Source organism: Clostridium tertium, from assembly GCF_017873245.1.
Taxonomy (GTDB): domain Bacteria; phylum Bacillota; class Clostridia; order Clostridiales; family Clostridiaceae; genus Clostridium; species Clostridium tertium.
This window is the reverse complement of sequence record NZ_JAGGJY010000008.1, coordinates 99,200-117,830: the sequence shown is the minus strand read 5'-3', so window position 1 is coordinate 117,830 and position 18,631 is coordinate 99,200. Positions and strand designations below refer to the sequence as shown.

Below are 18,631 nucleotides of genomic sequence, written 5' to 3'. Positions count from 1 at the left end.
ACTTCAATAAATTTTATAATACTAAACCTTAGGTTTAAAATTACTAAACAAACAATAGATATTATATATTTTAATTATATATAAATCAATATTTTTTGTGAAAAAACATATAAAAAATTTTTTCTGAAAGTGTTGATTCTATTAAAGTGCATTGGATTTCTTTAAAAATTAGTTTAATAAAACAACACTAAAAGTTTAGAAATACTAAGTAAAAAAAGACTGTCTGAAATTACTGAAAATTATTATAGCTTTAAAATATAGAAGAAATCTACATTTTCAATTTATTACCTATAATAAGATTAATTAGTATTATTAAAAAAATATTAAATTTAAATTGCTTATTTCTTATATTAAGTCTATATAGCTTGATAAAACATCGATTTTATGAGATAGTAAACTATATGTTGACTGGAAGAATAAAGTAATATTTATAGGTGAGATAATGAATGAAAAGTTAAGTTTATATAGAAGAAATGGAAAGATAGCTTATATAAGGAAACCTAGCTTTGAAGAGCTATCTTTTGTTAAAGATTTATGGGGAAATAAGGAGAATATGGGTGAGGTTGGGGAGGCATATTCATTTCCAAGAGAAAAATGGGAAATGTTTTATAAGAAAATGATACAACCTACTGATGGGAAAAACTTTTATTGCTTGGTATATACAACTGATGATAAGGCTATTGGAGAAGTGAGTTTTCATGGATACAATTCTGCAACTAAGGTAGCGAGAATAAATATAAAAATACATCATGAATATAGAAGAATGGGATATGGAGAAGAGGCCTTAAGATTACTTTTAGAGTATTATTTTTTAGACTTCGGGGGAGAAGCTATAATAGATACTGTAAGAACAAAAGAGGCTAAATCTTTATTAAAGAAAGTCGGATTTGAAGAAATAAATAATTTTAGAAAGCAATACACATATAAATTAACTAAGAATAACTTTTTAAATTGTAAAATAAGTAATAAGAAAAAAATTGCTGTTTTAGCGTATGATGATATGGATATAATGGAATATTCGATTGTATTTAATATATTCGCAAAGATAAATGAACTTTTGGAAGATGATTACTTTAAAATACATTCGGTATCAAGTAAGGCAAAAATTAAATCAAATAATATAGACATAACAGTTGATAAAATAGTAGGTACTGATATATTTAATCCAAACATAGTTATAATCCCAGGAGGAGTAGGGGCAGCTATAGCTACCAATGATAATATTCTGATGAATTATATAAGAAAAAGATATAATGAGTGTGATTATATAACTACATTTTCTAATGGAATTTATTTTCTCGATAAGTTTAATGATATAAACGGAGTTGCAATTCCTGAATCTAAATGGAAAATAGAGGGGGCAATTGAAATTAAGAGGTCATTTGTTGATAACGGGAAATTAATGTTTGCTTCAAATATGATTGGGATTATAGAGCTTTGTGTAGAAATTATTAAGAAATTAGTTGGTGAAGATATAAGCAAAGAGTTATATAAGGAACTTGGGTTTATATAATATATAGCGTTATTTATGAAATCTAAAAAATATATAGAATCATATGAGATATACCTATTTATGTAGGTATATCTTTTTGCTAGTAGATGTTTGAGAATTAAAGAGTGAGGTATAGAGTAATAAAAATAGGCTAAAAAAATATAAATTTATGCATTTCATTATAGAACACTACTGAAACCTAATATTTTATATTCTAACTAAGGGGGTGTCTTATACAGCTCTTTAAATAATAGACAATTTCTTATATAGAACTTATAATGAATAAGAGAATATAATTTTATTGTTAATTTCCCAAAAGAGGAGAAGATAGATATGCTAAAAGGTAGAATTCATTCAATTGAAAGTATGGGACTAGTTGATGGACCAGGTATTAGAGTAGTAGTATTTTTTCAAGGTTGCAAATTAAGATGTCTTTATTGTCATAACCCAGATACATGGAGTGAAAATGAAGGTAATGAATATACTTCAGAAGAATTGGTTAAAAAAATAAAAAGATATAAAAGTTATTTTGCTACTTCAGGTGGTGGAGTTACTTTTTCAGGTGGAGATCCATTAAGACAACCAGAGTTTTTATTGGAAGTTCTTAAGGAATGTAAAGCTGAAGGAATACATACGTGTTTAGATACATCAGGTGTTGGATTTGGAGAATATGATGAAATTTTAAAATATACTGATTTAGTATTATATGATGTCAAGCATTTATCAGAAGCTGGATATAAGGATATGACAGGTTTTAAAATAGATGAAACAAATAAATTTTTAGATGCATGCAAAAAGTCAGGTACTAAGCTTTGGATAAGACAAGTAGTTGTACCAGGAAAGACAGATAGTGAAGAGTACATGCAAGAACTTAAAGAGTTTATTAATTCTTTAGAAAATGTTGAAAAGGTAGAATTATTGCCATATCATTTATTAGGTGTAAATAAATATGAAACATTAGGATTAAAATATAGGTTAGATGGAACTCCAGCTATGGATAAAGAAAAGTGTAAATTACTTAAAGAAAAGTTTTTTAGTGAGTTTTAAAATCTATTTTAAGCAATAATAAATCCCTAGAGGCTATTCTAGGGATTTATTATTAAAAAATTATTTTTTTAATAGATTTGAAAAATATCCTGCAGGAATTAATCCTTTTTTCATACCTTGAATAACTGTTAAATAAGTAGCAGCTGTATCAAATCTAGCATCATGGTAGTTTCCACTACCTTCAAATAATTCATTTGCCTTATTTGTTATTTGATCTTCAGAAATTTGAAGAAAATCTATAACTTCTGCAAGCTTAGGATTTTTTATATTTCCAGATGGACTTGGTAAGTTACAAGGAGACTTATAATATGCCATAGTACAAAATGTATTTTTAGGCTCCCAAGTTGTATCTATAAGACCTGCTTCCCAAAGCTGTTGTAACTCATGTTTTAAAAATTTTATATCGAATTGAACATTATGTCCTATTATAAAATCTGCATCGAAGAAATCTGGCATAAATTCATGGACACAATCTAAAAATTCTTTACCTTCTGAAAGGTCATATAATTTTTCAAGTGAAAATCCATGAATAGCTTCTGCACCTTCATCCATGCTATCTACTGTAAAGAAAAAGTTTTTTCCAATAGTCTTTTGCGGTTTTACTGAAGCATCTATAACTATATAACTTAATTGACATATATTACCTGGCTTTATGCTAGTTGTCTCTGTATCAAAAAATAGTAGTTTCATTTTATCCTCCTAAGATTAAGTTTCTTATTATATAATAACATAAATTTAAAAAAAGTCCTAAAACATAATTATGGAACTATAAGATATACTTAATAATAAAAAAATAACTAATAGAAATCTATTAGTTATTTTTCTTATTTATTTTCCTTCAAAAGCTTTAGATATAACCTTTAATAACTCAAGACAAGTTTCCAATGTCTTTTTATTATCATCTAAGGCTGGATTAAATTCTACAAAATCCATAGCTCTAACTAATGAAGTGTTAATTATAGTTTCAATTACTTGTTTTCCTTCTGAGAAGGTTAGTCCATCTTTTACTGGAGTACCTGTTCCTGGAACATAAGAAGGATCTAGACTATCAATATCAAAGCTAAAATGAATATTTTTTACATTTTTCATTTTTAAAGCTTCTAAAAGTTCTTTTAATACAATTTTTATGCCCTTAGTTTTAATATCTTTCATGGTCCATACGTTAAGATTATATTCCTTGATTAATTCAAGTTCACCTAAATCTAAGTCTCTGCAACCTAATAAAAATACATTTTCAGGTTTAACCTTTTGGCTAGAAGAATAAAGGTTAGTCAAAATTTCATGGCCTATTCCCATGGAACTAGCTAAAGGCATTCCGTGAATGTTTCCAGATGGGGAAGTCTCGTGTGTATTTATATCACCATGAGCATCCACCCAAACTACTGCAAGATCTTCATCAAAAAATTTACTTGAGCCAGCAACACTACCTATAGCAAGTGAATGATCTCCACCTATAACTAAAGGAAGATATGATTTACTTAATGACTCATAAACTTTATCAGCTAGTCCAACATTTGATCTCACAACTTCATCTAAATACTTCATTTTTGCGTTAGCTGCGTATTTATCATTTGAAGAAACATTTTTTACATGAACTTCGCCCATATCACAGACTTGGTGGCTTTTATTAAAGATATCTAGAAGGTTGTTCTCTCTTAAAATTTTTGGCCCATTTTCAACTCCAGGATTATCACATCCATAGAATATAGGCATATCAATAATACTAATATTCATAAAACAAACCTCCGATTTGGAATAATTTTTTTAGGGCAATAAATATATATTAATAGCTTTATATCGATATGTAAATAAAAAATGTGAAAAAATTATTACAATTACACAATTTTAAAATATATTATGAAAATATTAACTAAATACATATTATAATTATACTTTTTTGTCTTAAAATGTGAAAAAAAATCAAAATAGAAAGAAAAAAATTATAAATTCTACTTTGACCTATATAAAATTATATGTATGTAATGATATAGTATTTTCTGCTATATCTAACAATGTTAGTGAAAATTGTATAATTATTTTCTAAGTATATTCTTAAATTTGCTATTCACCTTATGTGTTTACATATTATTTAGCTAATGCGCAATTTTTAAAGCCCTAGTATTTCCACTACTACTAAGTATTATGAATGAAATGTATAGTGTATAGTAATAAATTAATAATGTTCCTAAATAAATTAGTTTATAATTTATTTATTCCCTCATTAAGATTTGTTATGCCTTATTTACAAATCAAAAAAAGGAGCATGTGCTCCCTTTTGGTAATAAAGGTAGTTATTATGATATCATTTCACTTAACTTTTGTAGTGCTTCTTCTTTTGTATCAAAAGAAAATTTATGTTCTTTAATATAGTTTTGATCTATTTCTGGCAAGTTTGATAGTGGTTTAGAATCAGAATAAACTTTCTTTTCAGATTTAATTATATTACCATTAGAATCTGTTTTGAATAAGCTTATAAAACCATTTTCTTCACCTAAATAGTATTTATCAGATTTAAATTTACTTGTATTTACAGCTGCATCTCTTGTGTAAACTAATTTATTATTGTCCCACTCAGAAAGAACGTATCCTTGGGTTGATAGTTCTTCACTTAAATCTTCTTTAGTAATATTTTCACTTAAATCTAATTTGCTTTTCAAATTAATTAGGTTTTCAGCCATATCTATATTATCATTTGTTTTTAGCATTACATAGATATTATTATCTAAATATTTATTATTTTCACTATATACAGTTTCATTTTGAGCTTCCGCATTAGTTATATCTCTATTGGGATCAGTTATATAATCAGTTATAAAGTAACTTAAGCAAAAGCAAATTGCTAATAATGAAATAAATGAAACAAGCATAGCAGCTTTTTGTTTTTTATTAATATTCTTTTTGGTAGATTTTAAGTTTGAATTATTATTTAAATTATCCATATTTATCACCCCTTATTCCTATTATTAACAAATAAGAATAAATTTAAACATTATAAAATAAGAATGTATTATTTTTTAGATATTTATAATTAAGATTAAATTTTATAATATAGCAAATAATTTATATATGGGGGAGAATATATATTTAATTAATTTATGAGTAAATAATTTAATTTTAATAAAGTAAATATTTATTAACTTATTAAGGATTAAATAATATAGTCTTTTCAAGTATGATATTTTACTGAAATAATTATCATTGATGCTTAAATATTATCATACTCAACCATTTGAAGTGTTAATTGAATAATTCAAATAAAAAAGGTGTATTTATAAATTAAAATCAAATTTATATAAAAGTTAAATATTATTAAGTTTAATTTAGCTTATAAAATACGTGAATATAAAAATATTTTAGTATAAATAATGTAGATAAATAATTTAAATAATATAAATATGAAGAATATTATATTTTGTTATATATTTGTAACAAAGATGACAAATAAATTTAGTATAATATAATGGATATTGTTGTAAAAATGAAGGTCTTGGTTATATAATAAATTAAAGGGAGGAATTAGGATGAGTGAAAATGATTCAGTGAAAAGAAAAAGTTCTAAGAAAAAAAAGAGAAATAAAAAGAAAATTATATTAATATCTATCCTAAGTGTATTAGCAATAATTATAGCAACAGCTTGGGGGTATTATAATCATATTAGAAATAAAATTTATGTAGAATATAAGCCAGAAAATAAAAAAGAAGTTAGCTACAATGAGGTAGATGGAATTACAAATGTTTTATTAATAGGAACTGATGGAAGAACTTTAGATGAGCCAGCAAGATCAGATTCTATTATTATTGCAACATTAGATAATAACAATAAAAAAGTTAAGTTGACTTCAATAATGAGAGATACATTAGTTGATATACCTGAATATGGAGAAAATAAAATAAATGCTGCCTTTGCCTTTGGAAGTTCTGAAGAAGATGATAAAGGAAAACTTAAAGGGGCTGAAGGTGGAGCAGCTTTACTAATGGATACTATCGAACAAAACTTTGATTTACATTTAGATAAATATATTATAGTAAACTTTTGGGGATTTGAAGCTATAATAGATCAAATTGGTGGAATTGAAGTAGATATAAAAGATTATGAGATAGATGAAGTAAATAAATATATAGGTGAAGCTACAGGTGTAAACTCTCCTCCAATTACTAAAACAGGACTTCAAAAGGTAAATGGACAACAAGCCTTATCTTATGCAAGAATAAGATATGTTGGAAATGGAAATTTTGAAAGAGGAGAGAGACAAAGTAAGGTATTACATGAGGTTGCTAAAAAGTTAAAAGAGGTAAATCCTTTAAAATATGTAGGTATAGCCAATACTTTATCAGAGCAAGTGAAGACTAACATAGATATACCAGAAGCTTTAAATTTAGCTTATACAATTTATAAGTTACCAAGTTTAGATTTTGAACAACTACAAATACCACAAACAGAGCTTATTGCAAGAGATAATTTATATAAAGATAGAGGTTGGTGCTTATTAATAGATTTTGAACAGAACTCAAAAGTATTACATGATTTTATTTTTAATAATAAGCTACCTAATCCAGAAGAGTTTGATTTATTAGCAGTTGAAAATGTTGCTGCAGCTTATAATTCTGAAGAAGCTAGATATAACTCCATGTATAACATAAGACCAGAGGAGTATGATGATAAAAATAAAGATGTTATTCCAGATCCAACTCCAGATAAAGATGTTATAAAACCACCAGCAAATGGAGGAAATGGAACAAATAACCCACCGGCAAGTGGAGGAAATGAAACAACAAAACCGCCAGCAAATGGAGGAAATGGAACAACTAATCCACCAGCAAGTGGAGGAAATGGAACAACTAATCCACCAGCAAGTGGGGAAAATGAAACAACAAAACCTCCAGTAAATGGAGGAAATGAAACAACACCACCAACAAATGGAGAAAATAATAACGGTAATGTAAATAATCTTGAAAAACCTCAAGGTGAAAAACCAAATCAATAAAAACTTAAAGGACTTTACTATTAGTAAAGTCCCTTTTAATATTATAGAAATGTTAAATTTACTTGTGATACTTGAAAATTATTCAAAATTTGAAGCTCATGACATATATAGGTAATGAGTTGTTACTTTTATCAAATAAGGTATTAAATTCCATTTAAACATATATTAGACTTATAAATGAAAAATAAATATGAAGTTTGCTTACTTTTTTATTAAAAAAATATAAACAAGAAGTATTAAATTTGATAAATATGGTATAATCATAAAAAAGAATAAGGAGGACTAGAATGTTAGGATCAAATTATTTATTAATGAAGATATTAACAGTACCTGCAATTTTGATAGCTTTTGTTGCGCAAGGATATGCAAAAGCTAAAGTAGCAGATAAATTAGGAGATAAAACACCAAGATTTCAAGGAAGATTAACATTAAATCCAGTAGCTCATATCGATATTATTGGGTTTGTTATGATTTTATTAGTAGGGTTTGGTTGGACTAAGCCTGTAGATACAAATCCAAGTGCATATAAAAGAGGTCAGAAGGATGCAATAAAGGTAACTATGGCAGCTCCTCTTGCAAATTTATTAGTAGGATTTATTGGAATGTTTATATTTGCGATATGGATTAATGTTGCTTATAAATTGCCGTCATCAGCATTCAATATAATTGGATTAGCATTAAAATTTATTTCGATTATTAATATAAATTTATTTGTATTTAATTTAATACCTCTTCCAGGACTTGCAGGGTTTGAGTTATTTAGAGAAATAAGTCCTAAAAATTTTTATAAAGTTGCAGATAAGCTTTATCAATATCAAATGTTTATTCTTTTAGGTATTGTTTTAGTAGGTCAATTTATACTAACAATACCATCAAATTTAATCTTTACTATATTTAGTAAAATAGCATTTGGAGTTGTAGGGATAATATTTTAGTATAAAAGTAGATTCTATAAAAAGAAGTGTAATTAAAAGCCAGATTTTATGAACTTTTAATTACACTTAGATGAATATACTTTTTTATTTTTTATAATTTTATAAATTCTCCCGAACACGGTTAATTAATAAAAAGTTTTTATTAAAATAATAATTTAAATAGCTTCAATAATAAGTTCTTTTCCATATATTTCTCTAAATTTTTCGCTTGCTCTTAAAGCTTGACGAATTTCAAAGTCAACATCTATATCTGAAGAAACTTTAATTGTTACTGTATGATTATCAAATGACACTTGAAGCTTTTTAACTGCGCCAACGAGGCTTCTGTCTAAACCTTCTGCTATTTTAATAAGAACTCCAATAAGTTTTACTGATCGTAAGTCTAATTGGCTAATAACTGAAGAAAATGGTGATAAAGGTGTTTGATAGCTATTAAATCTATGAGAAGCGGCGATAGCAGCACTCATAAGAAGTTCCTTATGGGTTAATCCATTTATATAGGAATTTAATATTATATAAAATGAATGCTTATGGTGCCCATAATAGTTAATGCTAATTCCACAATCATGAAGCATTGAAGATGTTTTTATAATATTTAAATATTCATCACCTAAATGGTGTAATGGCTTTAAAGAATTAAATAAATTATAAGCTATTTTAAACACATTTAGTGCATGATTTTTATCACAATTTAAAGTTTCTAATATTTCGTTTATGCTATAATTTAGTATATCTTCTGGTATTGAGTATTTATTATCAAGATATTCATACATTAAGCCTTCTCTAAGGCCTCTTCCTGAAATAATTATTTTGTTACATTGAACCATATTAACTATTCTCTTAAAGATAGCAGTTCCACCAACGATTATATCTGCAAGTTCTGGTTCCATTCCATCTAGCTTTTGTCTTTGTTTATAGTCCTTACATTTTAATAAATTAAATATTTCTTGAACATCAATATCAGAAAGTTCATAGTTATGAGGAATATCAAAGGGATATCGCTTTCTGACTCTATCTATTTTACCAAGATTTCTGACTGTAGATGCTATGCCTATAATAGAATCGAACTTAGTCTCCATAAGCCAATCAATATCATTTAATTTGGAGGTTATAAATTCAAATGTATCAGTTAAATCTTGAGGTAATATTCTATCTCTCAAATTAAATTTATATGTTAGATTTACACTTCCTATAGGCAATGTAATACTTTTTAGTATTTTATCACCTTGGACCCAAGCTAAATGAGTATCAGTGCCAGCAACTTCAATCATTAAGGAATTGCCTATATAAATACTTCTCTTTATACCAAGGAAGTTATAGTAAATTTCTTCATCACAACTTAGAACTCTAATATCAATATCTAATTCTTTCTTTATAAGAGGAAGAAGAACATCTTTATTCTTAGCTTCTCTTAAAGATTCAGTAGCAACAGCAAATATTTTATTTGCACCCGAAACAGTACAAAGTGATTTATACGCTCTAAGTGTAGAAAGTATAGTTTTAAAGTTTTCATTACATATACCGTAATCAGTAACTAAATCATGACATAACCTGATAGATGTTTTTAATTCATCTATTATTTTAAAATATCCATGTTCATTAACTTCAGTTAACATAAGTCTAAGAGAACTTGGACCTATATCTATAATACCAACCCTATTCATATTGACTCCTTAAGTAAATATTATGAAAATTATTTTTATTATAGATATTATATCACTTTAATTAATAAAGTATAGATAATAGTTGAATTTATTTATATATGATTACCTTTGGTGTTGACAATAAAAGTTTTGTTTATGTATAATGTTTATATTAAATTAGAATAAGTATTAATATCTATGAAGAGGAGAGTACTATATTTGATTCTTTAAGCGAGTAAGGGGTTGGTGTAAGCCTTATAAGATAAAATGTTAGGAAGAGAGCCTTGGAGATAGCTACTGAAATTTTATTAGTAGGATAGTTCGTATTGCTGCGTTAAGGCATTGAGTGGCATTTTATGCAATCAGAGTGGTACCGCGGGATTTTTTTCCGTCTCTTATTTATTTAAGAGACGGATTTTTTATTTTTTTAATTATTAGGAAAATTTAAGGAGGATACATAATGGATTACAAGAAAAAAGTTGTAGAAGCAATAAGTAAACATGTTGATATGGATATTGAAAGCATAGAAAAGTTAATAGAAATTCCACCAAAGAGTGAGATGGGAGATTACGCATTTCCATGTTTTCAATTAGCAAAGGCATTTAGAAAAGCTCCTAATATGATATCAGAGGAGTTAGCAGGTAAAATAAACAGCGATGGATTTGAAAAGATAATCAATGTTGGACCATATGTTAATTTCTTTGCAGACAAAAGTGTATTTACTAGAAATACAATAGAAAAAGTATTAGCAGAAGGAGATGAATATGGTTCATCGAATGTAGGAGAAGGAAAAACTATTTGTGTTGAATATTCATCACCTAATATAGCAAAGCCATTCCATGTTGGACATTTATTTACAACTGCTATAGGAAATTCTTTATATAAGATATTTAAAAAAGAAGGATATACTGTTGAGGGAATAAATCACTTAGGTGACTGGGGAACTCAATTTGGAAAACTTATATCTGCATATAAAAGATGGGGAAATGAAGAGGCATTAGAAAAGAATGCTATAGATGAGCTATTAAGAATATATGTTAAATTCCATGAAGAAGCTGAAAAAGATCCTTTACTAGAAGATGAAGGAAGAGCTTACTTTAAAGCATTGGAAGATGGAGATAAAGAAGTAGAAGCTTTATGGAAGAGATTTAGAGACTTAAGCTTAAAAGAATTTGAAAGAATATATGAAATTTTTGATGTTAAATTTGATTCATATGCAGGCGAAGCATTCTATAATGATAAAATGGATGTTGTAGTAAATGAATTAAAGGAAAAGAACTTATTAGTAGAAAGTAATGGGGCACAAGTAGTTATGCTTGATGAATATAATATGCCTCCATGTATAGTTCTAAAAGGTGACGGAGCATCAATATATGCAACTAGAGATTTAGCTGCTGCAATGTATAGAAAGAAAAAATATGATTTCTATAAGAGTATATATGTTGTTGGAACACCACAAGCACTACACTTTAAGCAAGTATTCAAGGTATTAGAGCTTGCAGGTCATGAATGGGCAAAAGATTGTGTTCATGTAGGCTTCGGACTTGTAAAATTTGCAGATAGAAAACTTTCAACTAGAAAAGGCGAAGTTATTTTATTAGATGACTTAATAAAAGAATCTATAGATAAAACATTAGAAGTAATAAATGAAAAAAATCCAAATTTAGATAACAAAGAAGAAGTATCTAAAAAGATAGGTGTTGGAGCAGTAGTATTTACTTATCTAAAAAACTCTAGAGAAAAGGATATAGTATTTGATTGGAAAGAAATGCTTTCATTTGATGGTGAAACAGGTCCTTATGTTCAATATTCATATGCAAGAGCAAATAGTATATTAACAAGAGCAGGAGGGTTTAAGGGAAATGCAGATTATTCTAAGCTTTCTTCAAAAGAAGAATTTGAATTAGTAAAAGCATTAGAAGGATTTGCAAAGCAAATACATTTAGCAATAGAAAAATTAGAGCCATCAATTGTTACAAGATATGCAATAGAAGTTGCAAAATCATTTAATAAATTCTATAATGCACATTCTGTATTAAATTTAGAAGACGAAGAATTAAAAGAAGCTAGACTAAGCTTAGTAAAAGCTACATGCCAAGTAATCAAGAATTCTTTAGCTTTATTAGGAATTGAAGTTGTAGATAAGATGTAATATATAGTAAGTGAGGATGCGAAAATTTGCATCCTTATTTGTATTTAATATTTATAAAAAGTTAATAATAATATGAAAGACTATATAATACTATTATGATATAATCTATAGAAATTGAAGAGGGGAGTAGATAAATATTTTTAATAATATAAAAAATAAGGATTTGTTAATTACTAGTGTTATAGCAATATTATTAGGTATAGTTGGATTTAAGGTTATAGAAAATTACTCATATTTTTTTAGTATATTAAAGAAATTTTGGTCTTTAATGTTGCCGGTTGTTTATGGTTTAGTATTTGGATATATTTTAAATCCTTTAGTTAAATTTATAAAAAGAAAGTTTAAGGTAAAAGAAGGTATTGCTATATTAAGCACTTATTTATTAGTATTAGCCTTACTGATACTAGCATCAATATACTTAATACCTATTATGATAGATAGTGCTGTAGATATAACAACAAAAATGCCTATATATATTCAAGAGACTCAAGATTGGTTAGATATAATTTTAAATAATGAATCTGTAAAAGAAATTATAAATACTACAGGAACAATGGATAATGTCAATCATATAATAACTCAATTTGGAACAATGGCAGTAACTTTATTGGAGGGTTCAATATCATATATATTAACTATTTCTAGCCAAATAGTTAAATTATTTCTAGGTTTATTAATATCTATATATGTGTTAGTAGATAAAGATAGATTAATAAAAGAAAGTAAAAAGTTAACATTCTTAATACTTAAAGAAAAAAAAGGTAAGAAATTAATAGAGGGTGTTAGAATATATCATAATATGATAGGTGCTTATATAGGAATAAAAGCAATAGATTCTGCAATTATTGCAGCTATGGCATTAGTTTTGTTAACTATAGTTAAATCAGAATATGCTTTTTTATTAGCTGTTATAGTTGGAATAACTAATATGATTCCATACTTTGGGCCATTTATAGGAGAAATAGTGGGATTTTTATTTAATGTATTTGTATCTCCAACTAAGGGAGTAATTGTATTTTTAGTATTATTAGCACTTCAACTATTTGATGGTTGGTATTTAGATCCTAAGTTAATAGGAGATAAAGTAGGAGTAAGACCTTTATTTATAATAATAGCAGTATTAATAGGTGGAGGGTTTTATGGAGCTTTAGGAATGCTTTTAGCGTCTCCAACAGCGGCAACTATAAAAGTATATTATGAGAGAATAATGAAAAAGAATGAAGATTTAGTAAAGATTGCAGAAAAAAGTTAGTAGAAATTTAAAATGGCTTAATAAAATTCAATTGAATCTTATTAAGCCATTTTACTTTTAGTTATTCTTCTTAAGTTTAATTCCATTTTCTTTTTCTTCATAGGCTGGGCAATGATTTGAGCAACTACCACAATTACATTCGCCTTTAGAAGATTTTCTTACGTTTTTATATATTGTATATCCTGCAAAAGCCACAATAATTAAAGTAATTAATACTTCCATGGAAACACCTTCTTTTATATAAATAATTTAGTTATGTTAAAAATTATAAATGAAACGACCCAAGCTAAAACAAGTTGATATGCACTTGCAAATAATGTGAATTTAGTACCATACTCCTTTTTCATTGCACCTAGAACTGATATACAAGGAGTATATAAAAGTACAAAAACTAAGAATGATATTGCTGATGCTGTAGTAAAATAAACTGGCAACATTACTGATAAGTCACCTGCAAATATAATGCCCATTGATGCAACAACGGTTTCTTTAGCTAATAATCCAGTTAATAAAGAAACTGAACTTTGCCAGTTACCAAATCCTAAAGGACTAAATACTGGAGCTATAAAGTTTCCAATTGATGCTAATATACTTTCATTAACATCTACAGTACCTGAGAAGTTAAAGTTTGATAAGAACCAAATAACAACACTCATAGCAAATATTATAGTTCCGGCTTTTACTAAGAAGCTCTTAGCTTTTTCATAAACTTGTTTACCAACATTTTTTATAGAAGGAGCTTTATATTCAGGTAGTTCTATAATAAATGGTTCTTCATCCTTTTTAAATAAAGTATTCTTAAATATTATTCCTAAAATAAATGCTAATATTACGCCTAATAAATATAAAAGAGCAACTACTAATCCTGTATAGTTTGGGAAAAATACTGCTGCAAATACAGCGTAAACAGGTAATCTAGCATTACAACTCATTAATGGAACTAATAAAGCTGTAAGCTTTCTATCTTTTTCACTTTCTAATGTTCTAGCGGACATTATAGCAGGAACTGTACAGCCAAATCCTACTATCATAGGTATAAATGCTTTACCTGAAAGGCCCATTTTTCTCATTAGTTTGTCCATGATAAATGCAACTCTAGCCATGTATCCGCTATCTTCAAGTATCGATATACATGCAAATAGTGCAAGTATTATAGGTAATAGAACAATAATTCCACCAACACCAGCTACAATACCATCAACTATTAGAGATTGAAACCATGGAGCAGTATTAGCAAGTAAATCAGATAAATAAGGTAAAATAGAATCATTTAATAATCCATCAAACATATCAGATAATGGTTGTCCAATCCATGCAAATGTAATTTGGAACATTAATGCCATTATTATTATAAATATTGGATATGCAAGCCATGGATTTAATAGAAAGTTATCTAATTTATCTTTTAATGTAGTTTTAGATTTATCTATAGTTTTATTGCATTTATTAAGAATATCTTCTATAAATTCATAGGTTTCTTTTTCATTATTAAATTCATAATTGCTATTATCTATCTTAGATAAATAATTACCACTTTCTAGAACTGATTTTATATTATCAATACCTTGTCCTTTAGAAGCTACAATTGGAATTACTGTAACATTCATAAGTTCTGATAATTTATTATAATCTAAGTTTATTCCTTTTTTTTCAGCAACATCAATCATGTTTATAGCCAAAATAATAGGTTTTTTAAATTGCTTTAGTTGAGTTGTCAAATAAAGATTTCTATCAATATTTGAGGCGTCTATTATATTTAATATAACATCAACGTCGTCATTTTCTAAAAATGCTTTAGATATTTTTTCTTCATTAGAATAAGTATCCATTGCATATATACCAGGTAAATCAACTATTCTAGTATTTCCAAAAAATCCTTCCTTTTTATCTACTGTAACTCCAGCCCAGTTACCAATTCTTTGATTTGAACCAGTTAAGTAATTAAAAAGAGTAGTCTTACCAACATTTGGATTTCCAAGCAATGCTACTGTTTTCATTTGTTATTCCCCCTATACAGCTAAAAATATATTTTTAGCATCCTTTTTTCTAATTGCTAAATCAAATCCTCTAAGATTAACTATTATTGGATCCCCTAAAGGAGCAATTCTTTTAAGTTCAATTTCAGTTCCTTCAATACAACCAAGAGCTAATAATCTTTTTGTAAGTTTATCATCACCATTGATATATTTTATTATAGCTTTTTCTCCTAAATTTAAATCATATAGACTCATACCATCCACCTCGTATTGAAAATCATTATCATATTATTATAATACCAAAATGTTAAAATGTAGTCAATATTTTTAAGTGCATAACTGATAAGTATTATCAATTATAAAATGTTTTTATATTTAAACTTAGTTATATTTTTGTTGAACATATAATAAATTACATAATATTATATTAAGGTAGAAAGATTTAATTATATTTATTTTTATATTGTTATAAAAGATGATATAATATTATAAGATAAACTAAGGACTTAAAAGGTGATAAATGATAAGGAAGAAAGAGTGGTAATGTGATTATAAGAGAGAATATAATAGAGGTGGATTATTTAGCAAGAGATTTTATGCTAAAAACAGATACAATTAATAGGCCTCCTGAAGAGTTAATATTTTTTGATTTAGAGCATTATGTGTATAAGAAGCCAAAATGTATAGGAGTCTTTGGAGCCTGTGTTTTTGAAAATAATAAATTGTATGTAACTCAATATATGATTGAAAATAAAGGGGAAGTAATTCAAATTCTTGATTTAGCTAAAAGATATTTTGTTAATATGAAGAGAAAAGGGAAGAAAGCAATTGTTACTTTCTCAGGAAATAATGACTATACAGTTATAAATTATTTGTTTAAAAAATATGGAATAGAATTTAATTTTTCTAAGGAATTTGAAGATATAGATATTCAAAGAGAGTATGAAAAAGAATATGGACACTCTATAGGTTTAAAAAATCTAGAAAAAGAGTTTGATATTCATAGAGAGGGAGATTTAATTAGTGGATCTAATTTGGCTAAAACTTTTAATAAAGTATTAAAAGATAGAGAGTATATACTAAGAATGCCAAAAGAGAAGATAGAAACTATACTTCTATATAATGAGCAAGATGTTACCAATTTGTATAATATTTATATGAGATGGAGGGCATATATAAAGAAGGAAGATGAAATTCAAGAAGATCAATATATAGAAGAAATAGATGATAATAAAAAAGAAGATGATGATTTTTTTAATATACAAAATAAAAACTTTAAAGATATAAAAAAAACGGAAGAAAAAACTTGCATAAATGAAGAAAAGGATGCATTAAAAGAAAGTTAAAATATTGATTTAAGAATAAAATCTTAAATGATAGATGCTCCTAATATTTTAGGAGCATCTATCATTTTAAAGATAAACCATCTGATGTTATTACTATGTTTCCATTTATATCTGTTCTATAAATTTTAGTTTCTTTTAGTCTTGATAAAACAGTATCAGTTGGATGACCGTAAGTATTATCTTCTCCTACTGAAATTACTGCGATGGAAGGATTAATTGCCTTTAAAAATTTTTCGGAAGTTGAACTAGAAGATCCATGATGGCCTATTTTTAATACATCACATTTCAAATCAAAACCAGCATTTAAAACTTCGTTTTCAGAAAGTTCTTCAGCATCACCAGTAAATAAGAATGAAGTATTTTCATAAGATATTTTTACAATAGGAGAATAATTATTTAAATATTCATAACTGTTAGAGAGCGGAGAGAAAACATTTACTACTATATTTTTACCAAGATTTATTGATTTTATATTTGCTTTTAGTACTTTGATTTTTAAATCTTTTCGAATAAGAGATTCTACCATTGTCTCAAAAGCCTTTGTAGAATTCTCAACTTTAGGTGCATAAAAATTTAATACATCAAAATTATTAATTATGTAGCTCATATTTCCTATATGATCTTCATGGGGATGAGTTGCAATGATATAATCAAACTTAGATATATTTAATTCTTTTAGGTATTTTTTTAACTTATCTTCAGATTTATTAGGTCCAGAATCAATAAGTAGGTTCTTGTTATTAACTTGAACTAATATAGAATCACCTTGGCCAACATCAATGAAATGTACTTGAAGGGTATTTTTATTACTTTGTATATTATTTTCTTTGGTATTTATGCTACATTGAAAAAGTAAAATTATAAGAATAAAATTTAGGATTATACGAAATGATTTTTTTATCAATTTTTATCTCCTCGAATAAAATAAAATTTAACTTATTGGGTATTTAAGCAAAGTATTTTAGATAAAAAAATAATATATGAATATATACATATATTATAGACATATGATAATAAAAATATAATTGAAGAAAAAAATATAAGCATTTATAATAAAGTAAGAAATAAAATATGGTGGTGAAAAATGATGAGTATTTTTAAGATTATAAATTATGGTATATATATGATATTTATGCAATTCAAAGCAATAAAGCGTTTAATTTTAGAAAAAACAAAAGGTGAAAAAGCAGCAGTAGATTATAGTGGTAAAGTTGGGGAAGATTGGGCAAGATATACAATACATAATACTCTTAATATGAATGTTACTATAAGAGGAAAAGAAAATATTCCAGATGTTCCATGCTGTTATATAGGAAATCATACTAGTATCCTAGATATTCCTTTATTAATAGATTCAGTAGGAAAGTGTATGGGGTTTGTTGCTAAGAAGGAAATGGTGAAAGCTCCTATATTAGGATATTGGATGAAAAAGTATAATTGTGTTCCTTTAGACAGAGAAAATGCAAGGGAAGCAATTAAAGTTATAAGACAAGGTGCAGATAATATAAAAAATGGCTATAGTATGGCTATATTTCCAGAAGGAACAAGAAGTAAGGATGGAAAGCTAAGAGAATTTAAAAAAGGAAGTTTAAAATTAGCTACAATGGCTAAGGCACCTGTAGTTCCAGTTTCTATTGATGGTGCATATAGGGCTTATGAAATAGATGGAAAGTTTAAACCAATAGATATAACAGTTACATTTGGGAAGCCTATATATACTGAAAATCTAACTAGAGAAGAAGAAAAAGGGTTAATGGAAAAGGTTAGAGAAGTAATATCAAAAAATTTAGGACAATAAAAGTA

The 18,631-nt window shown here is 26.7% G+C and carries 16 protein-coding genes and 1 other annotated feature; of the genes, 8 read left to right on the top strand and 8 right to left on the bottom strand.

Going from position 1 to position 18,631, the window contains the following annotated elements; translation table 11 throughout:
* The first annotated feature begins 442 nt into the window (after window positions 1-442).
* Both J2Z25_RS10485 and pflA read left to right on the top strand, forming a co-directional pair.
* Window positions 443-1,513 carry a GNAT family N-acetyltransferase gene (locus tag J2Z25_RS10485; protein ID WP_209740353.1) on the top strand — a complete coding sequence of 357 codons (1,071 nt, stop codon included), beginning with the start codon at window positions 443-445 and terminating at the stop codon, window positions 1,511-1,513.
* A gap of 312 nt (window positions 1,514-1,825) precedes the next feature.
* The gene (gene pflA, locus J2Z25_RS10480) at window positions 1,826-2,539 is read left to right on the top strand and encodes a pyruvate formate-lyase-activating protein (RefSeq protein WP_008677401.1); all 714 of its coding nucleotides are present in this window, start codon (window positions 1,826-1,828) and stop codon (window positions 2,537-2,539) included.
* Between the two features lie 60 nt (window positions 2,540-2,599).
* On the opposite strand, the gene J2Z25_RS10475 is transcribed toward pflA, so the two are convergent.
* From J2Z25_RS10475 to J2Z25_RS10465, 3 genes are all read right to left on the bottom strand, one after another.
* On the bottom strand, window positions 2,600-3,229 hold the full coding sequence (locus J2Z25_RS10475) for a 3'-5' exonuclease (RefSeq protein WP_008677403.1): 630 nt from the start codon (window positions 3,227-3,229) through the stop codon (window positions 2,600-2,602).
* A gap of 138 nt (window positions 3,230-3,367) precedes the next feature.
* On the bottom strand, window positions 3,368-4,273 hold the full coding sequence (gene rocF / locus J2Z25_RS10470) for an arginase (RefSeq protein WP_209740351.1): 906 nt from the start codon (window positions 4,271-4,273) through the stop codon (window positions 3,368-3,370).
* 560 nt (window positions 4,274-4,833) lie between these two features.
* Window positions 4,834-5,478 carry a hypothetical protein gene (locus tag J2Z25_RS10465; protein WP_209740349.1) on the bottom strand — a complete coding sequence of 215 codons (645 nt, stop codon included), beginning with the start codon at window positions 5,476-5,478 and terminating at the stop codon, window positions 4,834-4,836.
* 582 nt (window positions 5,479-6,060) lie between these two features.
* On the opposite strand from J2Z25_RS10465, the gene J2Z25_RS10460 reads away from it, so the two are divergent.
* Window positions 6,061-7,524 carry an LCP family glycopolymer transferase gene (locus J2Z25_RS10460; protein WP_209740347.1) on the top strand — a complete coding sequence of 488 codons (1,464 nt, stop codon included), beginning with the start codon at window positions 6,061-6,063 and terminating at the stop codon, window positions 7,522-7,524.
* A gap of 287 nt (window positions 7,525-7,811) precedes the next feature.
* The gene (locus J2Z25_RS10455) at window positions 7,812-8,459 is read left to right on the top strand and encodes a site-2 protease family protein (protein WP_209740346.1); all 648 of its coding nucleotides are present in this window, start codon (window positions 7,812-7,814) and stop codon (window positions 8,457-8,459) included.
* Window positions 8,460-8,614: 155 nt separating this feature from the next.
* Here J2Z25_RS10455 and J2Z25_RS10450 read toward each other — a convergent pair whose 3' ends face one another.
* Window positions 8,615-10,123: a Ppx/GppA phosphatase family protein gene (locus J2Z25_RS10450; RefSeq protein WP_209740344.1), complete on the bottom strand. Its 1,509-nt coding sequence runs from the start codon at window positions 10,121-10,123 to the stop codon at window positions 8,615-8,617.
* Window positions 10,124-10,291: 168 nt separating this feature from the next.
* Window positions 10,292-10,501: a binding site (T-box leader), on the top strand.
* Window positions 10,502-10,562: 61 nt separating this feature from the next.
* Here J2Z25_RS10450 and argS point away from each other — a divergent pair.
* Both argS and J2Z25_RS10440 read left to right on the top strand, forming a co-directional pair.
* Window positions 10,563-12,254: an arginine--tRNA ligase gene (gene argS / locus J2Z25_RS10445; RefSeq protein ID WP_209740342.1), complete on the top strand. Its 1,692-nt coding sequence runs from the start codon at window positions 10,563-10,565 to the stop codon at window positions 12,252-12,254.
* Window positions 12,255-12,417: 163 nt separating this feature from the next.
* Window positions 12,418-13,506: an AI-2E family transporter gene (locus J2Z25_RS10440; RefSeq protein ID WP_209740340.1), complete on the top strand. Its 1,089-nt coding sequence runs from the start codon at window positions 12,418-12,420 to the stop codon at window positions 13,504-13,506.
* A 57-nt stretch (window positions 13,507-13,563) separates the two neighbouring features.
* Here J2Z25_RS10440 and J2Z25_RS10435 read toward each other — a convergent pair whose 3' ends face one another.
* The 3 genes from J2Z25_RS10435 to J2Z25_RS10425 are packed head-to-tail and all read right to left on the bottom strand — an operon-like array spanning window position 13,564 to window position 15,737.
* Window positions 13,564-13,728, bottom strand: a complete 165-nt coding sequence (locus J2Z25_RS10435) for a FeoB-associated Cys-rich membrane protein (RefSeq protein ID WP_008677420.1) — start codon at window positions 13,726-13,728, stop codon at window positions 13,564-13,566.
* A gap of 14 nt (window positions 13,729-13,742) precedes the next feature.
* Window positions 13,743-15,503, bottom strand: coding sequence for a ferrous iron transport protein B (gene feoB / locus J2Z25_RS10430; protein WP_209740339.1), 1,761 nt, complete (start codon window positions 15,501-15,503; stop codon window positions 13,743-13,745).
* A 12-nt stretch (window positions 15,504-15,515) separates the two neighbouring features.
* Window positions 15,516-15,737, bottom strand: a complete 222-nt coding sequence (locus tag J2Z25_RS10425; RefSeq protein ID WP_008677424.1) for a FeoA family protein — start codon at window positions 15,735-15,737, stop codon at window positions 15,516-15,518.
* A 290-nt stretch (window positions 15,738-16,027) separates the two neighbouring features.
* Between J2Z25_RS10425 and J2Z25_RS10420 the strand changes: the two genes are divergently transcribed.
* On the top strand, window positions 16,028-16,828 hold the full coding sequence (locus tag J2Z25_RS10420; RefSeq protein ID WP_209740337.1) for a ribonuclease H-like domain-containing protein: 801 nt from the start codon (window positions 16,028-16,030) through the stop codon (window positions 16,826-16,828).
* A 61-nt stretch (window positions 16,829-16,889) separates the two neighbouring features.
* Here J2Z25_RS10420 and J2Z25_RS10415 read toward each other — a convergent pair whose 3' ends face one another.
* Complete coding sequence (locus tag J2Z25_RS10415; RefSeq protein ID WP_209740335.1) at window positions 16,890-17,732, bottom strand: ComEC/Rec2 family competence protein; 843 nt, start codon at window positions 17,730-17,732, stop codon at window positions 16,890-16,892.
* A gap of 180 nt (window positions 17,733-17,912) precedes the next feature.
* Here J2Z25_RS10415 and J2Z25_RS10410 point away from each other — a divergent pair, with 180 nt between their 5' ends.
* Window positions 17,913-18,626, top strand: a complete 714-nt coding sequence (locus J2Z25_RS10410; protein WP_209740333.1) for a lysophospholipid acyltransferase family protein — start codon at window positions 17,913-17,915, stop codon at window positions 18,624-18,626.
* Window positions 18,627-18,631: the final 5 nt, after the last annotated feature.

What these genes read in the sequence shown, in the direction of transcription:
- argS (WP_209740342.1), top strand. Translation starts at nt 10,563, where the DNA reads ATGGATTACAAGAAAAAAGTTGTAGAAGCAATAAGTAAACATGTTGAT.
- J2Z25_RS10425 (WP_008677424.1), bottom strand. Translation starts at nt 15,737, where the DNA reads ATGAGTCTATATGATTTAAATTTAGGAGAAAAAGCTATAATAAAATAT.
- J2Z25_RS10435 (WP_008677420.1), bottom strand. Translation starts at nt 13,728, where the DNA reads ATGGAAGTATTAATTACTTTAATTATTGTGGCTTTTGCAGGATATACA.
- J2Z25_RS10485 (WP_209740353.1), top strand. Translation starts at nt 443, where the DNA reads ATGAATGAAAAGTTAAGTTTATATAGAAGAAATGGAAAGATAGCTTAT.
- rocF (WP_209740351.1), bottom strand. Translation starts at nt 4,273, where the DNA reads ATGAATATTAGTATTATTGATATGCCTATATTCTATGGATGTGATAAT.
- J2Z25_RS10465 (WP_209740349.1), bottom strand. Translation starts at nt 5,478, where the DNA reads ATGGATAATTTAAATAATAATTCAAACTTAAAATCTACCAAAAAGAAT.
- J2Z25_RS10460 (WP_209740347.1), top strand. Translation starts at nt 6,061, where the DNA reads ATGAGTGAAAATGATTCAGTGAAAAGAAAAAGTTCTAAGAAAAAAAAG.
- pflA (WP_008677401.1), top strand. Translation starts at nt 1,826, where the DNA reads ATGCTAAAAGGTAGAATTCATTCAATTGAAAGTATGGGACTAGTTGAT.
- feoB (WP_209740339.1), bottom strand. Translation starts at nt 15,503, where the DNA reads ATGAAAACAGTAGCATTGCTTGGAAATCCAAATGTTGGTAAGACTACT.
- J2Z25_RS10450 (WP_209740344.1), bottom strand. Translation starts at nt 10,123, where the DNA reads ATGAATAGGGTTGGTATTATAGATATAGGTCCAAGTTCTCTTAGACTT.
- J2Z25_RS10410 (WP_209740333.1), top strand. Translation starts at nt 17,913, where the DNA reads ATGATGAGTATTTTTAAGATTATAAATTATGGTATATATATGATATTT.
- J2Z25_RS10475 (WP_008677403.1), bottom strand. Translation starts at nt 3,229, where the DNA reads ATGAAACTACTATTTTTTGATACAGAGACAACTAGCATAAAGCCAGGT.
- J2Z25_RS10455 (WP_209740346.1), top strand. Translation starts at nt 7,812, where the DNA reads ATGTTAGGATCAAATTATTTATTAATGAAGATATTAACAGTACCTGCA.